17 protein-coding genes and 1 pseudogene are annotated in these 16,623 nt (G+C 39.3%); 15 read left to right on the top strand and 3 right to left on the bottom strand.

Annotated elements, in window-relative coordinates; translation table 11 throughout:
• Nucleotides 1–456 precede the first annotated feature (456 nt).
• From ACJ004_RS21730 to ACJ004_RS21755, 6 genes are all read left to right on the top strand, one after another.
• Nucleotides 457–1,224, top strand: a complete 768-nt coding sequence (locus ACJ004_RS21730; protein ID WP_410895227.1) for an ABC transporter ATP-binding protein — start codon at nt 457–459, stop codon at nt 1,222–1,224.
• 15 nt (nt 1,225–1,239) lie between these two features.
• Entirely contained in the window at nt 1,240–2,265 is a 1,026-nt protein-coding gene (locus tag ACJ004_RS21735; protein ID WP_410895228.1) for an aliphatic sulfonate ABC transporter substrate-binding protein, read from the top strand.
• Between the two features lie 11 nt (nt 2,266–2,276).
• The gene (locus ACJ004_RS21740; protein ID WP_410895229.1) at nt 2,277–3,146 is read left to right on the top strand and encodes an ABC transporter permease; all 870 of its coding nucleotides are present in this window, start codon (nt 2,277–2,279) and stop codon (nt 3,144–3,146) included.
• A 136-nt stretch (nt 3,147–3,282) separates the two neighbouring features.
• Nucleotides 3,283–3,834: an NADPH-dependent FMN reductase gene (gene ssuE, locus ACJ004_RS21745; protein ID WP_410895230.1), complete on the top strand. Its 552-nt coding sequence runs from the start codon at nt 3,283–3,285 to the stop codon at nt 3,832–3,834.
• Nucleotides 3,835–3,887: 53 nt separating this feature from the next.
• Complete coding sequence (gene ssuD / locus ACJ004_RS21750; RefSeq protein WP_410895231.1) at nt 3,888–5,027, top strand: FMNH2-dependent alkanesulfonate monooxygenase; 1,140 nt, start codon at nt 3,888–3,890, stop codon at nt 5,025–5,027.
• Nucleotides 5,028–5,079: 52 nt separating this feature from the next.
• Nucleotides 5,080–5,529 carry a DinB family protein gene (locus ACJ004_RS21755; protein WP_410895232.1) on the top strand — a complete coding sequence of 150 codons (450 nt, stop codon included), beginning with the start codon at nt 5,080–5,082 and terminating at the stop codon, nt 5,527–5,529.
• A gap of 119 nt (nt 5,530–5,648) precedes the next feature.
• Here the strand turns inward: ACJ004_RS21755 and ACJ004_RS21760 are convergent, their stop codons facing one another.
• Nucleotides 5,649–5,891 (bottom strand): glutaredoxin family protein, encoded by a 243-nt coding sequence (locus ACJ004_RS21760; RefSeq protein WP_410895233.1) that lies wholly within the window; start codon nt 5,889–5,891, stop codon nt 5,649–5,651.
• Nucleotides 5,892–6,075: 184 nt separating this feature from the next.
• Nucleotides 6,076–6,330 (bottom strand): annotated as a pseudogene (locus ACJ004_RS21765) (AIM24 family protein); the annotation flags it as partial.
• 309 nt (nt 6,331–6,639) lie between these two features.
• Here ACJ004_RS21765 and ACJ004_RS21770 point away from each other — a divergent pair.
• Complete coding sequence (locus tag ACJ004_RS21770) at nt 6,640–6,777, top strand: hypothetical protein (RefSeq protein ID WP_410895234.1); 138 nt, start codon at nt 6,640–6,642, stop codon at nt 6,775–6,777.
• Nucleotides 6,778–6,855: 78 nt separating this feature from the next.
• On the opposite strand, the gene purF is transcribed toward ACJ004_RS21770, so the two are convergent.
• A complete protein-coding gene (gene purF / locus ACJ004_RS21775; RefSeq protein ID WP_410895235.1) occupies nt 6,856–8,235 on the bottom strand; it encodes an amidophosphoribosyltransferase in 1,380 nt (459 codons plus the stop codon).
• 201 nt (nt 8,236–8,436) lie between these two features.
• Between purF and purK the strand changes: the two genes are divergently transcribed.
• The 8 genes from purK to purD all read left to right on the top strand — a co-directional run bounded on the left by purK (nt 8,437) and on the right by purD (nt 16,512).
• Nucleotides 8,437–9,564 carry a 5-(carboxyamino)imidazole ribonucleotide synthase gene (gene purK, locus ACJ004_RS21780; protein ID WP_410895236.1) on the top strand — a complete coding sequence of 376 codons (1,128 nt, stop codon included), beginning with the start codon at nt 8,437–8,439 and terminating at the stop codon, nt 9,562–9,564.
• A gap of 64 nt (nt 9,565–9,628) precedes the next feature.
• Nucleotides 9,629–10,348 (top strand): phosphoribosylaminoimidazolesuccinocarboxamide synthase, encoded by a 720-nt coding sequence (purC, locus tag ACJ004_RS21785; RefSeq protein ID WP_410895237.1) that lies wholly within the window; start codon nt 9,629–9,631, stop codon nt 10,346–10,348.
• Complete coding sequence (gene purS / locus ACJ004_RS21790) at nt 10,341–10,595, top strand: phosphoribosylformylglycinamidine synthase subunit PurS (RefSeq protein WP_410895238.1); 255 nt, start codon at nt 10,341–10,343, stop codon at nt 10,593–10,595. Before purC ends, purS begins: the two co-directional genes overlap by 8 nt.
• A 12-nt stretch (nt 10,596–10,607) precedes the next feature.
• Nucleotides 10,608–11,291, top strand: coding sequence for a phosphoribosylformylglycinamidine synthase subunit PurQ (gene purQ, locus ACJ004_RS21795; protein ID WP_410895239.1), 684 nt, complete (start codon nt 10,608–10,610; stop codon nt 11,289–11,291).
• Nucleotides 11,278–13,566, top strand: a complete 2,289-nt coding sequence (purL, locus tag ACJ004_RS21800; protein WP_410895240.1) for a phosphoribosylformylglycinamidine synthase subunit PurL — start codon at nt 11,278–11,280, stop codon at nt 13,564–13,566. Before purQ ends, purL begins: the two co-directional genes overlap by 14 nt.
• A 13-nt stretch (nt 13,567–13,579) precedes the next feature.
• On the top strand, nt 13,580–14,614 hold the full coding sequence (gene purM, locus ACJ004_RS21805) for a phosphoribosylformylglycinamidine cyclo-ligase (protein ID WP_410895241.1): 1,035 nt from the start codon (nt 13,580–13,582) through the stop codon (nt 14,612–14,614).
• A gap of 2 nt (nt 14,615–14,616) precedes the next feature.
• Nucleotides 14,617–15,195, top strand: a complete 579-nt coding sequence (gene purN, locus ACJ004_RS21810) for a phosphoribosylglycinamide formyltransferase (protein WP_410895242.1) — start codon at nt 14,617–14,619, stop codon at nt 15,193–15,195.
• Nucleotides 15,196–15,249: 54 nt separating this feature from the next.
• Nucleotides 15,250–16,512 carry a phosphoribosylamine--glycine ligase gene (gene purD, locus ACJ004_RS21815; RefSeq protein ID WP_410895243.1) on the top strand — a complete coding sequence of 421 codons (1,263 nt, stop codon included), beginning with the start codon at nt 15,250–15,252 and terminating at the stop codon, nt 16,510–16,512.
• The last annotated feature ends 111 nt before the right edge of the window (nt 16,513–16,623 follow it).

Genomic DNA, 16,623 nt, shown 5'->3' on the forward strand with positions numbered 1-16,623 from the left:
CTAAATCCTACTTGACAGATAGGGTTAGTTGGTTTAATCTTTTATTAAGATATGAATTTTCAAAAAATTAAGCGATTGGATTAATTTGATAAGTAACAATGACTTCAATCCTTTACATTTCACCAACAAAAGGGTAGCTTGAATATTTAAATCATAGTTGACAGATAGGATTAGTTTATTTTATTATTAACCTTATAAAATTCATCCATATATTTAAGGGTCTATCAGACAACTGAAGGCTCCAACTCTTATTACTAGGAGTTGGAGCTTTTTTTATACAAATGTTTAAGGTTATTGTAGTTGTTTTTTAAGGGCTTTTTGATGGCCATTACCATTAAACCAAGTTATCTGATAGGAAAAGTAGTATAAGGGGGTGGCATAAAATGTGTAGAGACTACAAATGCTATTCAATTGCTAGAAAAGTATAATTCTATGTTAATAAGGGGGAGAAGGATCGTGAGTGTATCCGTGTCATCTGTGCATAAAGCATTTATTAAGCAGCAGAGAAAAACACAAGTATTACTAGATATTAATTTCCAAGTGAAACAAGGAGAATTCGTAACCATTATCGGACCGAGCGGATGTGGTAAGAGTACACTGTTGAAGCTTATTGCTGGTCTAGATAACGAATATGAAGGAGCTATTAAAATCAATAATCAAGAAATAGCAGGACCAAGCATAAAACAAGGATTTATTTTTCAGGAACACCGACTCTTTCCGTGGCTGACGGTTGAGAAAAATATTGCAGCTGATTTATCTCTTAAAAATCCTGTGGTACGAAAAAGAGTTGATGAACTCATTGAAATTGTAAGATTGAAGGGGTTTGAAAAAGCATATCCAAAGGAGCTGTCCGGAGGAATGTCACAACGGGTGGCGATTGCCAGAGCGTTATTGCGGGATCCGGAGGTGATGCTGCTTGATGAACCATTCGGAGCGCTTGATGCATTTACACGAACACATTTACAGGATGTACTGTTGGAGATTTGGCAGCAGAAGAAAACGACTATGATTCTAGTTACACACGACTTAGATGAATCTATTTATCTTGCCGATCGTGTCGTAATCATGAGTGCAAGACCAGGTCAAATTAGCAACATCATTCCGATTGATTTACCACATCCTAGGAAAAGAGCGGGCCAGTCATTCCAGGAATTTAGGCAAAAGGTATTAAGTGAATTTGAAAAAGTAGATGAACTTCAGTTGATTGAAGGCTCAGGTATTTAGAGGAGGATGAAGATAATGATTAAGAAGCTAAGGGGATCTATTTTAATTCTTACAGCCATTATGATTGTTATTTTAACAGGGTGTGTATCAAAAACGACAACAGCAAATGAGAAGAAAGGAAAGAATGAAAATTTAACAGTCAATATAGGAATTCAACAAAGCTTGGGTCCGTTATTGATCGCAAAGGAAAAAGGATGGTTTGAAGAAGAATTCGCAAAGGTAGGCGTAAAAGTAAACTGGACAGTATTTCAAAGTGGTCCGCCCCATTTTGAAGCCATGGCAGCCAATCGATTAGATTTTGGCGCAGTGGGCAATTCACCTGTAGTTGCAGGGCAGGCAGCAAATATTGAGTTTAAAGAAATTGCAAATGTAAGTGATGGCCTTAAAGGAAATGCGATTCTTGTTCCTGGAAACAGTCCGATTCAAACATTAAAAGATTTAAAAGGGAAAAAAATTGCAGTGGCAAAAGGTAGCAGTGGGTTCAATTTATTGTACCGAGCTTTAGAAAAGACCGGATTGAAACCAAATGATGTAAAAATTATTCAATTACAACCAGATGAAGCACAGCCAGCATTTGAAACAGGAGCCGTAGATGCTTGGTCTATATGGGAACCCTTTGTTTCACTACAAACTTTAAAGAAAAATGCAAGAGTACTGGCGGATGGTAAATCATTGAATGTTTATTCACCAGGTTTCCTAATAGCACGAACAGAATTTACAAAAGAACACCCTGATCTTGTTGTTCGCTTTCTAAAAGTATTCGAAAAAGCGCATCTATTTGAAAAAGAAAATCGTAATAAAGCAATCCAATTGTATGCAGATGCCAAAAAAATAGATAAGGATGTAATAAGTAAGGTACTCGAAAACAATGAATCACTTAATCTGCCAACTTCAGAAGAAATTATTAAAGCACAGCAGGATACCGCTGATTTCCAATATTCCCTTAAAGCAATTACAAAGAAAATCGATACATCAAAGGTAGTCGATAATTCTTACATTAAGCAAGCATTACAAGAATTAAAGGAAGAACAAAATAAGTGAGGTGATTTCAGATGAGCAAAGTAAAACTAGCCCTTCCTTCCGACAATACGGTTAGGGAATTTAGGAAACATTCAGTTGCTAAACAGGTGAAGGGCGCTAAATCCCAGATTCCTTCATTAACAATAGCACGCGGCTTGGTTTTACCAATCTTCATTTTAGTTGTGTGGCAATTGGTAGGATCACTTTTACAGGTGTCTAATACGATTTTACCGACACCTATAGATATTTTTCAATCGTTTCAGGAATTAATACATACGGGTGAATTATTTGGGCATTTAAAAATCAGTGTCACCCGTGCTCTCATCGGATTTATATTAGGTGCAAGTTTGGGTCTTCTATTCGGGACGATAACCGGTCTTTCTAATAAAACAGAGCAATTTATTGATCCTTCTTTGCAAATGTTACGTACGGTGCCCCATTTAGCATTAGCACCACTGTTTATTCTATGGTTTGGCTTGGGAGAATTATCAAAGGATTTGTTAATTGCCCTGGGAGCGTTTTTTCCTTTATATGTAAATACATTATTAGGTATTCGCGGAGTGGATAAAAAATTATTTGATGTAGCCCGTATTTTGGAATTTAGTAGATGGAAGCAAGTGACGAAATTAATCTTTCCAGCTGCACTTCCAAATATTTTACTTGGGGTTCGCCTGTCATTGGGCGCCGCTTGGCTAGGATTAGTTGTTTCTGAATTGATGGGTGCAAGTGAAGGAATCGGCTATTTAATTATGGATGCAAGACAATTTTCCCGCACAGATATTGTTTTTGTTGGAATTATTATCTTTGCACTTGGAGGTAAACTCGCTGATTCGATTGTTCGTTTATTAGAGTCTAGTTTATTAAAATGGCGTGATAGCTATAAGGGAGAAAATGTTAATTAATATAGGTTCTTTTCGTAAACTTTGTTGCTATTGCAAAAAATAAGGTACTTTACCGCTGCGTTAAATCCGATTAAAACTATAGATTTACTTTAAATTAATATTTATACCTATATTTTTGAGAAAAGGAGAGATTGTTATGTCAAATATTGTTATTATTTCTGGCAGCCCTTCTACTTTATCCCGTTCCTCTGCTATCAGTACATTTTTACAAGATATTCTTGTAACTGAAGGAAATCAAGTTAGTACTATTACTGTTCGTAATCTTCCTCCAGAAGATTTAATATATGCACAGTTTAATAGTCCAGCAATTCAACAAGCTAAAACTCTAGTTGAACAGGCTGCAGCAGTTATTATTGTTAGTCCGGTTTATAAGGCCAGTTATCCGGGGGTTTTAAAAACTTTTTTAGATTTAATTCCTGAAAAGGGTTTTACAGATAAGATTGTTTTTCCGGTTGTAACTGGGGGTACCTTTGCGCACCTTTTATCACTTGAATATGCGTTTAAGCCTCTTGTATCCGTTCTTGGTGCACGAGAAATCTTAGAGGGTGTTTATATTGTAGATTCACAAATAACTTATACGGAACAGGAGATTACTTTTGTTGATTCTGAAATTGAACAAAGGTTGAAATTTGCTATAGATCAACTACTAATTCAATTACAGCAAAAAGAAATGCAAGCAATTCGATAAAGATAAATAAAAGTCATTGTAGAAAAATCATTTACGAAATGGAGTGTAAAAAAATGGAAATTTTATGGTTTATTCCAACACATGGTGACAGCAGATATTTAGGAACAACAAAGGGAGGACGCGTAGCTGATTTTTCATACTTTCGTCAAGTCGCTCAAGCAGCTGATCGTCTTGGATATACAGGGGTATTAATACCAACAGGAAGATCATGCGAGGATCCTTGGACGTTAGCTTCATCGCTGGCGGCTGTTACAGAAAGATTAAAATTTTTGATTGCTGTTCGACCAGGAATTATGTCCCCGTCTGTTGCAGCAAGAATGGCTTCAACAGTGGATCGTATTTCCAATGGACGACTTCTTATTAATGTGGTCACAGGTGGTGATCCAGTTGAATTAGCTGGTGATGGATTATTCCTTGCGCATGATGAACGTTATGAGGTTACAGATGAATTTTTAACCGTCTGGCGCAGTCTTTTAGAAGGAAAAGAGGTTCAATATGACGGGAAGCATCTGAAAATAGAGGGAGGAAAACTTCTCTTTCCACCTGTTCAGCAACCGCATCCTCCTATTTATTTTGGGGGCTCATCGCCAGCAGGGAAAGCCGTGGCAGCAAAACATACAGATGTTTACTTAACATGGGGAGAGCCGCCTGCACAGGTGGAACAAAAAATAAGGGAAGTTCGCCGTTTAGCTGAGCAAGAAGGTAGAACAGTAAGATTTGGCATTCGCTTACACGTAATTGTTAGGGAAACAGAAGAGGAAGCATGGGACGATGCTGATCGATTAATTAAATATATCGATAATGATACGATTGAGGCAGCACAACAAACATTAGCTCGTCAAGATTCTGTAGGACAGCAGAGAATGCTGAATTTGCATAAAGGGGGAAGAGAATCACTAGAAATCAGCCCGAACCTTTGGGCAGGGGTGGGTCTCGTTCGAGGAGGAGCTGGAACAGCACTTGTAGGCAATCCTACTCAAGTGGCAGAGAGAATGAAAGAATATATGTCCTTAGGTATCGATACATTTGTGCTATCAGGATATCCACATTTAGAAGAAGCATATCAATTCGCGGAGTTAGTATTTCCGCATTTGCCGTTGAACAAAAGAGACGCCAACAATCCCACTCAACAAAACAATCAGCCCATTGGGGAAATCATAGCAAATCAGTATGTCCCTGAAACAGCAAAATAAATAAACGCCATTCTTTTACTTGAAAAAGAATACAATACATTGAGGTGGTCATGTGGAAACAATCCATAATATGTTTGAACATTTACAATGGTCAAATCAACGAATTCTTGAAACCTTGAAAAATATCGAAGGGGAGAACAAACGAGCTATCAATCTATTCTCACATATACTTCTTGCGGAGCAGGTGTGGTTTACTAGGTTAAAAGGGTTAGATAGTTCAACATTACCTATTTGGGCAGAGGTCAGTTTAGAAGCTTGCGTAGAACTGGCTAACCAAAATCATCAAAACTTTAAAGAATATCTTACTGGTTTATCGAATTTGGATCTCGCACAGTTCGTATCATACAGAAATAGTAAAGGCATAGAGTTTAAGAATACTGTAGCTGATATCTTGACCCATGTTGCACTCCATGGTCAATATCACCGAGGACAGATAAATCAACTTCTTCGGGTAAATGATTTTGAACCTATTAATGTTGAATTTATTACGTTTAGGAGATAGGTAAAGGGAGTAGAGCAATGTAGTGACTGCCACTTATCTGGATTTACTGCAAATATATATGCCCTCCATGTCTCTGACATAGAGGGCACTTTTAATGGGTTGATTTTAGGACTTAAACATTATACATCTAAAAGTTCAGCAAATTTCTCTGGATCAAATCCGAGGATATACTCCTCACTATTTTCGTCTTTGATAATAGTGGTTGGTGTAGAAGAAGAACCAAGTTCAATAAGTTCTTGTAGAAATTGTTCATTTTTACGGATGTCTCTTTCTTCAAACGCTATCCCATTTTCTTTTAACCATTGTTTTTCCGCATGACAGGGTGGGCACGTTTCTTGAGAATAAATTATCACTTTTTTCATATTAATTCCTCCATTTCATTTATCTATTATAAAATGAAATCTTTACGGTTGATACCATAATAGCTATTAGGATATTTTATTCCCCCAGGTTCATAGGGCAAGGGTCATTTCCCCAGCAATGTTTTCTTTTAAGTCCACTTATTTTTTTATTTGTTCTTACCTTCATTTTTGCGAAGTAAAAATATTACTTTTCCTTCATGTAGACCTCTTCGTAGGGTTGGACCACAACAAAGCCCTCACCTTCGAATTTCATTTGAATCGACTCGCCACTTCCTCGGCCAAGAAAAGTTTTTAAACTAATATCGGTTTGAAATATCGGTTGTAGTTTACCAGAACAGGCGACTGTTGCGTTTGGATCTGTAATCACAGGTTTACCCGGCGATACCTTTATGGTAAGAGGTTCATAATTCGTGGTAAAAGCAATCATTCCTGTTCCTTCACAACCTCCAACATCCGTGGACTTTCTAATTCAAAAAAGCCTTCGCCTTTATCTTCCTGCTCTGTTTGTTTGATAAATTCTGCAATTGAGTATCTGCTCATTGCTCCCACATCCTTCCATTCCTTATTTACGAGTTTCAAGCATTTATGTTTCATAATTTTGGAAAATGAATAAAAACATTGATGTGAACTTAATAATAATGATATTCAGGAAGAAAGTGCTATTATTATCAGCAGCAGAGATCCAACTCTTTCACCTGATACAAGAAAACCTTTAACATAATACAAAAATCGCAAAGGAGTAATGATAATGAATAATGAAAATCAGTATGTTGCAGCAACACTTTCACCTAATTTAATAAATGAAATTAAATCTCTAGAAGAAAAAATAAGTGAGCAAGCACATAAAAAAGTAGTGGTTATCGCTTACGAAAATGAAAAAAATTAGGAAGCGATTTCTTCAGGAATAAATAAAATGAAAAAGAATAGGACTTCCATTTTGGAGGTCCTAGTTTAATTAAGGTTATCACTTCAAATACAATTTAGTTGGATATGCTCCACTAAAACAGGCGATACAGCGATTGCTAGTTTCTGCAAGATCTACATCTACCGCCTCTAATAATCCTTCGGTGCTTAAAAAGGCTAATGAATCAGCTCCAATCACATTTCCCATTGCTTGTTCATGTTCATGTTTGTTAGCAAAAAGTTCTTCTTTTGTTGGCATATCGACTCCATAAAAACAAGGGTTTCTTACCATAGGGGAGCTAATTCGTACATGAACCTCCTTGGCACCTGCTTGACGAATCAATTCAACAATTCGCCTGCTTGTCGTTCCACGAACAATCGAGTCATCAACAAGCACGACGCGCTTATCCTCGAGAATTTCACGTACAGCACTTAATTTTAGACGAACGGCCAAGTCCCGCAATTCTTGGGTTGGTTCAATAAAGGAACGACCCGCATAAGGGTTTTTGATGATTCCCATTTCATATGGAATTCCTGATTGTTGGGCATAACCCATTGCTGCAGGGACACTCGATTCTGGAACGGCAACGACAACATCAGCCGGTACTGGATGTTCTTTTGCTAAAATTTGGCCTAATTCTTTCCGGATGGCTAAAATACTTCTTCCATGAATCACGCTGTCTGGACGAGCAAAATAAACAAATTCAAAAGAGCATAGGGAAACGTCCCCTTTTGCAGCAAATCTGCCTGTTTTAATTCCCTTCTCGTTAACAAGAAGCCATTCTCCCGGTTCAACATCCCTCCAGAACTTAGCATCAATCGCATCTAGTCCACATGTTTCTGAAGAGGCGATAATGGATTCACCAATTTTTCCGAGGCTAAGGGGCCGTAACCCATGACGATCTAGCGCAATTAGCATTTGATTTTCTGTCATGATCAAGAGGGCAAAGGATCCGTCAATCCGCTTAAGAACTTCAGGTCCAGTTTCATTAAAATATTTTTTACTGGAACGTGCTATTAGGTGAGCAATAATTTCCGTATCAGTTGTTGTCTGAAAGATGGCACCCTGTTGCTGGAGAACCTTCCGTTCAATATTGGCATTCACTAGGTTCCCGTTATGGGCTACGGCCAAATCTCCCTCACTGTACTTAAAAACAAGAGGTTGTGCGTTTTGTAGTAAACTTGCACCAGAAGTAGAATATCGTACATGACCAATGGCCATATCTCCGCTTAGTCCATCCAGGATTTCACGTGAAAATACTTGTGTAACTAATCCCATTCCTCTGTGATGCCTGAATGATTTTCCATCACTAGCCACAATCCCTGCACTCTCCTGGCCACGGTGTTGAAGTGCATGAAGTCCATAATATGTTAAATGGGCTGCTTGGGGGTGATTAAAAACTCCAAATACCCCGCATTTCTCCTTCATTTCCGAATCCATAATCGTTCCTCCCGAATAAATCATTCTTCTATTTTTGTCGAAAGAAGAATTTCTATCCTTTTTAATTGTGTTATTCTCATTTTTTTGCATTGTATTTTTTAAAAGAAAAAGATTTACTTTTCTTAAAAGTAAAAAAGAGGATAAGGGGCAAATTAAAACAATTCATGTGTTTACTTTTTATTGTTGAAGGAGGGGTTCCCTATGAAAGTAATTAAACCAGGCTCAACCATTGGTATCTTAGGAGGAGGGCAGCTAGGAAGAATGATTTCAATTACTGGTAGAAATATGGGATATCGCTTCGTTACTTTGGATCCAACACCTAACTCACCATGTGGACAAGTTGCAGACCTTCAAATCACAGCTCCCTATACTGAGCTCAAAGCTGTTAAAGCGCTAGCCGATTCCTCAGATGTTATTACTTATGAATTTGAAAATGTAGATTCTACTATAACCTCCATCTTAGAAACTACATCCTTTGTACCTCAAGGAAGCGAACTGCTCAAAATAACCCAAAATCGTATCAGGGAAAAATCCACGTTAAAGTCCTTCCATGTACCAGTAGCTCCTTTCTTGGTCATACAATCGGAAAATGACATTGAAACGGCTATCGATCGTTTGGGATTGCCTTACATAATGAAAACAGCTACAGGGGGCTACGATGGGAAAGGGCAATGGGTAATAAAAAGTAAAGAAGAAATTCCCTTTGCTATGGAGGTATGGAATAAGGCGGGAATAGACATGATCATCGAACAATTTATCCCGTTTAGCAAAGAATTATCTGTGATTGTTGCACGAAATATACATGGACAAACTAAGACTTTCCCGGTAGCTGAAAATGACCATATTAATAATATCCTGCATCAGTCCTTCGTTCCAGCGAGAATTACCGATGAGCAAAGAATTCAAGCGGAATCTACCGCATTGAAAATAGCTGACTCCTTACAAGTAGTAGGATTAATTGCGATAGAAATGTTCCTAACGAATGATGGTGAAATTATTGTGAATGAGTTAGCACCAAGACCTCATAATTCCGGGCATTATTCAATGGATGCATGTATTACTTCTCAATTTGAACAACATATTCGGGCAATATGTGGAATGCCCTTAGGAGATACTACTCTTTTAAGTCCGATTATCATGGTTAATATTTTAGGTCAGCATTTAAATAAAGTGCTAGATAAAATAGACCAGCTTCCTCCAACAGCCAAACTACATTTATACGGCAAAAAGGAAAGCGTTGAAAACAGGAAAATGGGTCATATTAATTTTTTAGGCTCAACTTTCGAGCAAATAGACGAGGAAATTAAGAATCTTGGCATTTGGTCATAAGGATACTTGGCTATTAGAGTCGGTCTGCTAAAAACATAACCAAAGAGTGAAAAGAGTGAAGAAAATGGAAAAATTAGAGCAGCTTTATGAAGGGAAAGCAAAAAAAGTATTCAAAACGACAGAACCAGAAAAGTTTTGGATTAAATATAAAGATGATGCCACTGCCTTCAATGGCGAGAAAAAAGGGCAAATTGCAGGAAAAGGAACTCTAAATAATGAGATTAGTGCCATTTTTCTCTGTTTGTTAAAAGAAAAGGGCGTGGATAATCATTTTATTAAAAAGATTTCATCAACAGAGCAGATTGTCCAGCAGGTAGAGATTATCCCGATTGAGGTGGTCGTTCGAAATATAGCGGCGGGATCACTTGCAAAAAGGCTAGGTTGGGAGGAAGGGAAGGAACTGCCAGGAACAATTGTGGAATTCTACTATAAGAATGATGAGCTGGGGGACCCATTGATTAACAATGATCATATTGCCATACTTGGGCTGGCTTTAGATTCAGAATTGGTTGAACTTCGAAAACAAGCCTTGAAAATAAATGAGATCTTAAAAGAGTATCTTTTTAATAAAGATATTATCTTAGTTGATTTTAAATTAGAGTTTGGAAAAACCCCAGCAGGCACTATTATCTTAGCGGATGAAATCTCTCCGGATACTTGTCGATTTTGGGATGCTCATACAAAGGAAAAGTTAGATAAAGATCGGTTTAGGCGGGACTTAGGGAACGTTGAGGAAGCCTATCAAGAAATATTAAGGAGAATTGGGGGTAGTATTAATGTTTAAAGCAACGGTGTATGTAACCTTAAGAGAAAGTGTTTTAGATCCACAAGGAAATGCCGTTCATGAGTCGCTGCATTCTCTAGGATATGAAGAAGTGGGAGATGTACGAATTGGTAAATACATGGAACTTGCAATTAATAGTGATGATCAAAAGGCGGCGGCAGAACGAGTAAAGGATATGTGTGAGAAACTGTTAGCCAATACCGTGATTGAAGACTTTCGGTTTGAACTTAATAAGATGGAAGGATAGGAGGGGAATAAGTTGAACTTTGCTGTGCTGGTTTTTCCAGGCTCAAACTGCGATGTAGATATGTATAAAGCTGTTTTAGATACAATTGAACAGTCCGTCGATTATGTATGGCATCTAGAAACGGACCTATCAAAATATGATGCAATCCTTGTTCCAGGGGGATTTTCCTATGGTGATTATTTGCGGCCAGGGGCTGTTGCGAGCTTGTCTCCTGCTATGGAGCAGGTAAAAATAGCGGCTGAAGAGGGGAAATTGATTCTTGGTGTCTGTAATGGATTTCAAATACTAACTGAAGCTAATCTTTTACCAGGTGCTTTAAGAAGAAATCAACGATTAAAATTTCATTGTGACACTATTGATTTAAAAGTAGAAAACAACCAAACTCCGTTCACATTAGACTATCAGGAAGGTGAAACAATACGTATTCCTATCGCCCATGGTGACGGAAATTATTATTGTGATGAAGAGACATTGGATCAATTAGAAAAAAACAATCAGATCGTATTCAGGTATAAAGGGACGAATCCAAATGGGTCAATTTCTGAAATTGCAGGGGTGATCAATGGAAGAGGAAATGTTTTAGGATTAATGCCCCACCCGGAACGTGCGGTTCATAAATGGCTGGGAACAGAAGACGGAAAACGTATGTTTTCATCTATTTTAAGTTACTGGAGGAAACAACATGGTACAGCATAAAGAACCAACTCCTGAGCAAATCGCCCAGCAGAAGGTTTATCGGGAAATGGGATTAACAGATGAAGAATTTGATAAAGTAATCGAAATTCTTGGGCGGAAACCAAATTATACGGAAACTGGCATATTTAGTGTTATGTGGTCCGAACATTGCAGCTATAAAAATTCGAAGGTAGTTCTCAAACGTTTTCCCACTTCCGGCGCACACGTCTTGCAAGGCCCTGGAGAAGGAGCAGGTATTGTTGATATCGGTGATAATCAAGCAGTCGTGTTTAAAATTGAAAGCCACAATCATCCTTCCGCCATTGAGCCCTATCAAGGAGCGGCTACAGGGGTTGGAGGTATCATTCGGGATGTTTTTTCTATGGGTGCTCGCCCAATCGCTTTATTGAACTCGCTGCGTTTTGGAGAACTTGATAACCCAAAAACCAAGTATATATTTGAAAATGTGATTGCTGGTATTGCCGGATATGGTAACTGTATGGGGATTCCGACAGTGGGCGGAGAGATCTACTTTGATTCCTCTTATGAAGGGAATCCCCTTGTGAATGCCATGTGTGTGGGTTTAATCAACCATGATGAAATTCAAAAAGGCGTGGCTAAAGGGATTGGTAACCCTGTCATTTATGTGGGAGCTGCTACCGGAAGAGATGGCATTCATGGAGCTACATTCGCTTCAGAAGAGTTGAGTGAAAATTCCGAAGCGAAACGTCCAGCCGTCCAAGTGGGCGATCCTTTTATGGAAAAATTACTGCTGGAAGCGACTCTTGAATTGATCGCCTCTGGTCATGTGGTCGGGATCCAAGATATGGGGGCGGCAGGATTAACCAGCTCCAGCTCTGAAATGGCCAGTAAAGCGGGAAATGGCATTGAATTGGATCTTGATCTCGTTCCACAGCGCGAAAAAGGAATGAATGCCTACGAAATGATGCTCTCCGAATCACAAGAAAGAATGCTGGTTGTTGCGAAAAAAGGAAAAGAAGGGGAAGTAAAGAAGATATTTGATAAATGGGGACTCCACTCGGCTGTGATCGGCAGGGTGACTGATGATAACCAACTCCGTTTACTTCATAAGGGAGAGATTGTTGCAGAAATCCCCGCGGACAAGCTTGCAGAAGATGCCCCAGTGTATTGTAAGCCATCAAAAGAGGCGCCCTATTACCAACAATATTCATCACTAGACATAGCTGGAGCTATTGAAGAGCCAAAGGATTATAATTCTGTTCTGCAGCAACTGCTAGCATCGCCTACAATTGCCAGCAAAGAGTGGGTTTATCAACAGTATGACTATATGGTTCGAACAAATACGGCCGTCATTCCTGGATCGGATGCTGCTGTCGTTGCTATCCGTGGAACACGGAAAGCCTTGGCGATGACAACCGATTGCAACGGCAGGTATGTTTATCTTGATCCGTTTGTTGGAGGAGCTATCGCGGTAGCCGAAGCGGCCCGTAATGTCGTTTGTTCCGGGGCCGAGCCTTTAGCTATTACCGATAACTTAAACTTTGGAAGTCCGGAAAAGCCAGAAATTTTCTGGCAGTTTGAAAAGGCAGCCGATGGGATTAGTGAAGCGTGCCGTCAGCTTAATACTCCGGTTATTGGCGGAAACGTCAGCCTCTATAACGAGACAAAAGGAGAAGCGATTTTTCCAACACCTACCATTGGCATGGTCGGGTTAATTAAAGATATCGACCATATTACTACTCAAGATTTTAAAAAAGACGGAGATTTAATCTTTTTAATTGGGGAAACCAAAGCAGAAATAGGAGGGTCAGAATACCAAAAATTAATCACAGGAAAGATCGAGGGGCGCCCGCCGCAATTAAACCTTGATTTGGAAAAGAAGATACAAGCTTTTACCCTTAAAATGATCCAAGAAGGTTTGGTGCAATCTGCTCATGATACAGCGGAAGGAGGTATAGGAGTGGCTTTAGCTGAAAGCTGTATAAGTGGGAAACTGGGTGCCGAAATTCAATTAAATGAAGAGCTTCGTACAGATTTTTGCCTTTTTAGTGAATCTCAATCTCGAATCATTCTTTCCGTTTCTCCGGAACATGCGGAGAAGATAAAGGAAATAGCGCAACAACAAGAGGTGCCAATAAAAGAAATCGGTACGGTGAAGGGTCAGGAACTTTCAATTACACATTATGGTAAGACCGTCATTTCTCAACCGATTACTAAATTGGAAGAAGCCTGGCGAAATGCTATTCCTAACATTATGAGTTCGGGATTATTAAAAAAGCTCAACATGCAGGAAATCTCTGCAAGTTTACCGTAAAGGAGAGAAACGAATGAGTGATGCTTACCGCCAAGCTGGAGTCAATATCGATGCGGGAAATGAAGCCGTTGAACGAATGAAAAAACATGTAAAAAAAACCTTCCGGCAAGAGGTTTTAACGGGATTAGGAGGCTTTGGGGCATTATTTAAACCAGATTTAACGAAGATGGAAGATCCTGTTTTTGTTTCTGGTACGGATGGTGTAGGGACCAAATTGAAAATTGCTTTTGCCATGAACAAGCATGATACGGTTGGAATTGATGCTGTTGCCATGTGTGTGAATGATGTCATCGTCCAAGGGGCCGAGCCGCTTTTTTTTCTAGATTATTTAGCCTGCGGTAAGATCATCCCTGAAAAAATTGAAGCCATTGTTAAAGGGATTGCAGATGGCTGTGTACAGGCGGGGTGTTCACTAATTGGTGGTGAAACTGCCGAGATGCCGGGAATGTACCAGGACGAGGAATATGATATTGCAGGCTTTACGGTTGGTATGGTGGATCAAAAACATGTCATTGATGGATCAAAAGTACAAGAAGGCCAGGCACTCATTGGGTTAGCTTCCAGTGGTGTACATAGCAATGGGTTTTCACTTGTCCGAAAGGTTCTATTGGAGGATGCTAAGCTCTCTTTAAGAGACTATGTTGATGAATTGGGAACTGAATTAGGAAAAGTGTTGCTTGAACCAACAAAAATTTATGTGAAATCTGTGCTTGCAACGATTAAGAAATTTTCTGTCTCTGGTCTCGTCCATGTTACTGGCGGCGGCTTTTATGACAACATTCCACGGATCCTTCCCAAAGGATTACAGGCTGAAATTAAAGAAGGTTCATGGAAAATCCCAAAGATTTTTTCTTTTATCAAACAAGCAGGCAAAATTTCAGATTATGATATGTTCCGAACCTTTAATATGGGAATCGGTATGATTCTAGTCGTAGATTCTGCAGACACCGCAGCCATTATCGAGTACCTGCAAACTTGGGGTGAGGACGCCTATGTAATTGGTATAGTGCAAAATGGTACTGAAGATGTCGTTTTCAGGAAGGAGTAAGTATGAAGATTGCCGTTTTTGCTTCTGGTACGGGTTCTAATTTTGCTGAGATTCTAGAATCTATAAAAACAAAAAAAATCAAAAACGTTGAAGTGGTTTTACTGGTCAGTGACCGTCCCGAAGCCCTGGCAGTCCGCAAAGCCATTAATGAATCCATCCCGGTTTTTTCTTTTACGGCAAAAGATTTTCCTAATAAACAAGCCTATGAAGAAAAGATCCTTGAAAAGTTAACACAACTGGAGATTGATTTAATCGTACTGGCTGGATATATGAGACTGTTGGGTCATGTTTTATTGCAGGCTTTCGATCAGAAAATCATCAATGTCCACCCGTCCTTATTACCAGCATTCGCAGGAAAAGATGCCATTGGTCAAGCACTCGATTATGGGGTAAAGGTAACCGGCGTCACCGTCCATTTTGTCGACGAAGGAATGGATACAGGACAGATTATCGACCAGAGAGCCGTTACAATTGATTCAGAAGAGACAAGAGAAACATTGATAAAAAAGATACAGGAGCAGGAACACGAATTATTACCAGAAGTGATCCAGAGACTGGCGAATCAGGAGGCTGCAGAATGAAAAGAGTATTGATTTTAGGCATAAGACATTTAAAGCCCTAGGAGGTAAGACGAAATGAAAGTGTTAGTTGTAGGAGGAGGCGGCCGTGAGCATGCCATTGTTTGGAAGCTTTCGCAAAGTCCTAAGATAAATCAAATTTATTGTGCTCCTGGCAATCCAGGAATCGCAGAATTAGCGGAATGCCTTTCGATTTCTGTTTCAGAGATTGAGAAATTAGCCAATTTTACTAAAAAGGAACAAATCGATCTCACTTTTGTTGGGCCAGAAGAGCCTCTCTCATTGGGTATTGTTAATTATTTTAAAGAGCAGGGATTACCGATATATGGCCCTTCAAGGGAAGCGGCATTAATAGAGGGAAGTAAGGCGTTCGCTAAAGAAATGATGATAAAATACCAGATTCCGACAGCTTCATATGCTGCTTTTACAAACTACGAGAAGGCACTTGCCTATGTTCACAGTAAAGGAGCACCAATCGTAATAAAAGCGGATGGACTAGCTGCAGGAAAAGGTGTAGTTGTGGCAAAAACACTGGAAGAAGCAGAGAACGCACTTAAAGGTATGATGAAAGATGTCACGTTTGGTTCTGCTGGAGCGAGGGTGGTAATCGAGGAATTTCTGGAGGGAGAAGAAATGACCCTGCTCGCTTTTGTAAACGGGACTACTGTGAAGCCGATGGTTCCTGCCCAAGATCATAAGCCTGTGTTTGATGGCGACAAGGGACCTAACACAGGTGGAATGGGAACATATGCACCTTTGCCGCATATGGATTCTTCAATGGTTAAGAGGATAATAGAAGAAATCGTCCAACCAACCGCCAATGCAATGGTAGAGGAGGAAGTACCTTTTGAGGGAATTCTCTATACAGGATTGATGCTGACAAAATCAGGTCCAAAGGTCATTGAATATAATGCACGCTTTGGTGATCCGGAAACACAGGTAGTTCTTCCTCTGTTAGAAACGGATTTACTTGATATCCTGATTGCAAGTCTCTCTGGTGAATTAGAGAATGTAGAGGTGAAATGGAAAGACAAGTCAGCCGTTTGCGTCATTATGTCTTCAGATGGTTATCCAGGTTCATACGAAAAAGGACAAGTAATAAAAGGATTAGACAATGTAACTTATCCGACTATTGTATTCCATGCTGGTACCACTGCAAAGGATAGAGAAATTATAACAAATGGCGGCCGAGTACTGGGAATCACTTCGATTGGCGACCATCTGAAGGAGGCGAGAGAGTTGGCATACCAATCTGTTAAAAAGGTATCTTTTAACGGTGCACATTACCGAACAGATATAGGAACTAAGGCTTTCCGTTGACTATAATTAGAGGTATCATAAGCGGCCCATATGATGGACAAATCACTTGTTCCTGAGATGCCTTTTTGTCCTCCGTACCGCTTATGATTGTTAAATTCTTGTTACTTGACC

Origin of the sequence: Neobacillus sp. 204 (assembly GCF_046562815.1) — a bacterium.
Classification (GTDB): Bacteria; Bacillota; Bacilli; order Bacillales; family Cytobacillaceae; genus Neobacillus.

Coding starts and splice junctions, on each gene's coding strand:
- purD (WP_410895243.1), top strand. CDS start 15,250: ATGAAAGTGTTAGTTGTAGGAGGAGGCGGCCGTGAGCATGCCATTGTT.
- ssuE (WP_410895230.1), top strand. CDS start 3,283: ATGTCAAATATTGTTATTATTTCTGGCAGCCCTTCTACTTTATCCCGT.
- purS (WP_410895238.1), top strand. CDS start 10,341: ATGTTTAAAGCAACGGTGTATGTAACCTTAAGAGAAAGTGTTTTAGAT.
- ACJ004_RS21760 (WP_410895233.1), bottom strand. CDS start 5,891: ATGAAAAAAGTGATAATTTATTCTCAAGAAACGTGCCCACCCTGTCAT.
- purL (WP_410895240.1), top strand. CDS start 11,278: ATGGTACAGCATAAAGAACCAACTCCTGAGCAAATCGCCCAGCAGAAG.
- purM (WP_410895241.1), top strand. CDS start 13,580: ATGAGTGATGCTTACCGCCAAGCTGGAGTCAATATCGATGCGGGAAAT.
- purK (WP_410895236.1), top strand. CDS start 8,437: ATGAAAGTAATTAAACCAGGCTCAACCATTGGTATCTTAGGAGGAGGG.
- purF (WP_410895235.1), bottom strand. CDS start 8,235: ATGGATTCGGAAATGAAGGAGAAATGCGGGGTATTTGGAGTTTTTAAT.
- ACJ004_RS21770 (WP_410895234.1), top strand. CDS start 6,640: ATGAATAATGAAAATCAGTATGTTGCAGCAACACTTTCACCTAATTTA.
- ACJ004_RS21735 (WP_410895228.1), top strand. CDS start 1,240: ATGATTAAGAAGCTAAGGGGATCTATTTTAATTCTTACAGCCATTATG.
- purN (WP_410895242.1), top strand. CDS start 14,617: ATGAAGATTGCCGTTTTTGCTTCTGGTACGGGTTCTAATTTTGCTGAG.
- ACJ004_RS21740 (WP_410895229.1), top strand. CDS start 2,277: ATGAGCAAAGTAAAACTAGCCCTTCCTTCCGACAATACGGTTAGGGAA.
- ssuD (WP_410895231.1), top strand. CDS start 3,888: ATGGAAATTTTATGGTTTATTCCAACACATGGTGACAGCAGATATTTA.
- purC (WP_410895237.1), top strand. CDS start 9,629: ATGGAAAAATTAGAGCAGCTTTATGAAGGGAAAGCAAAAAAAGTATTC.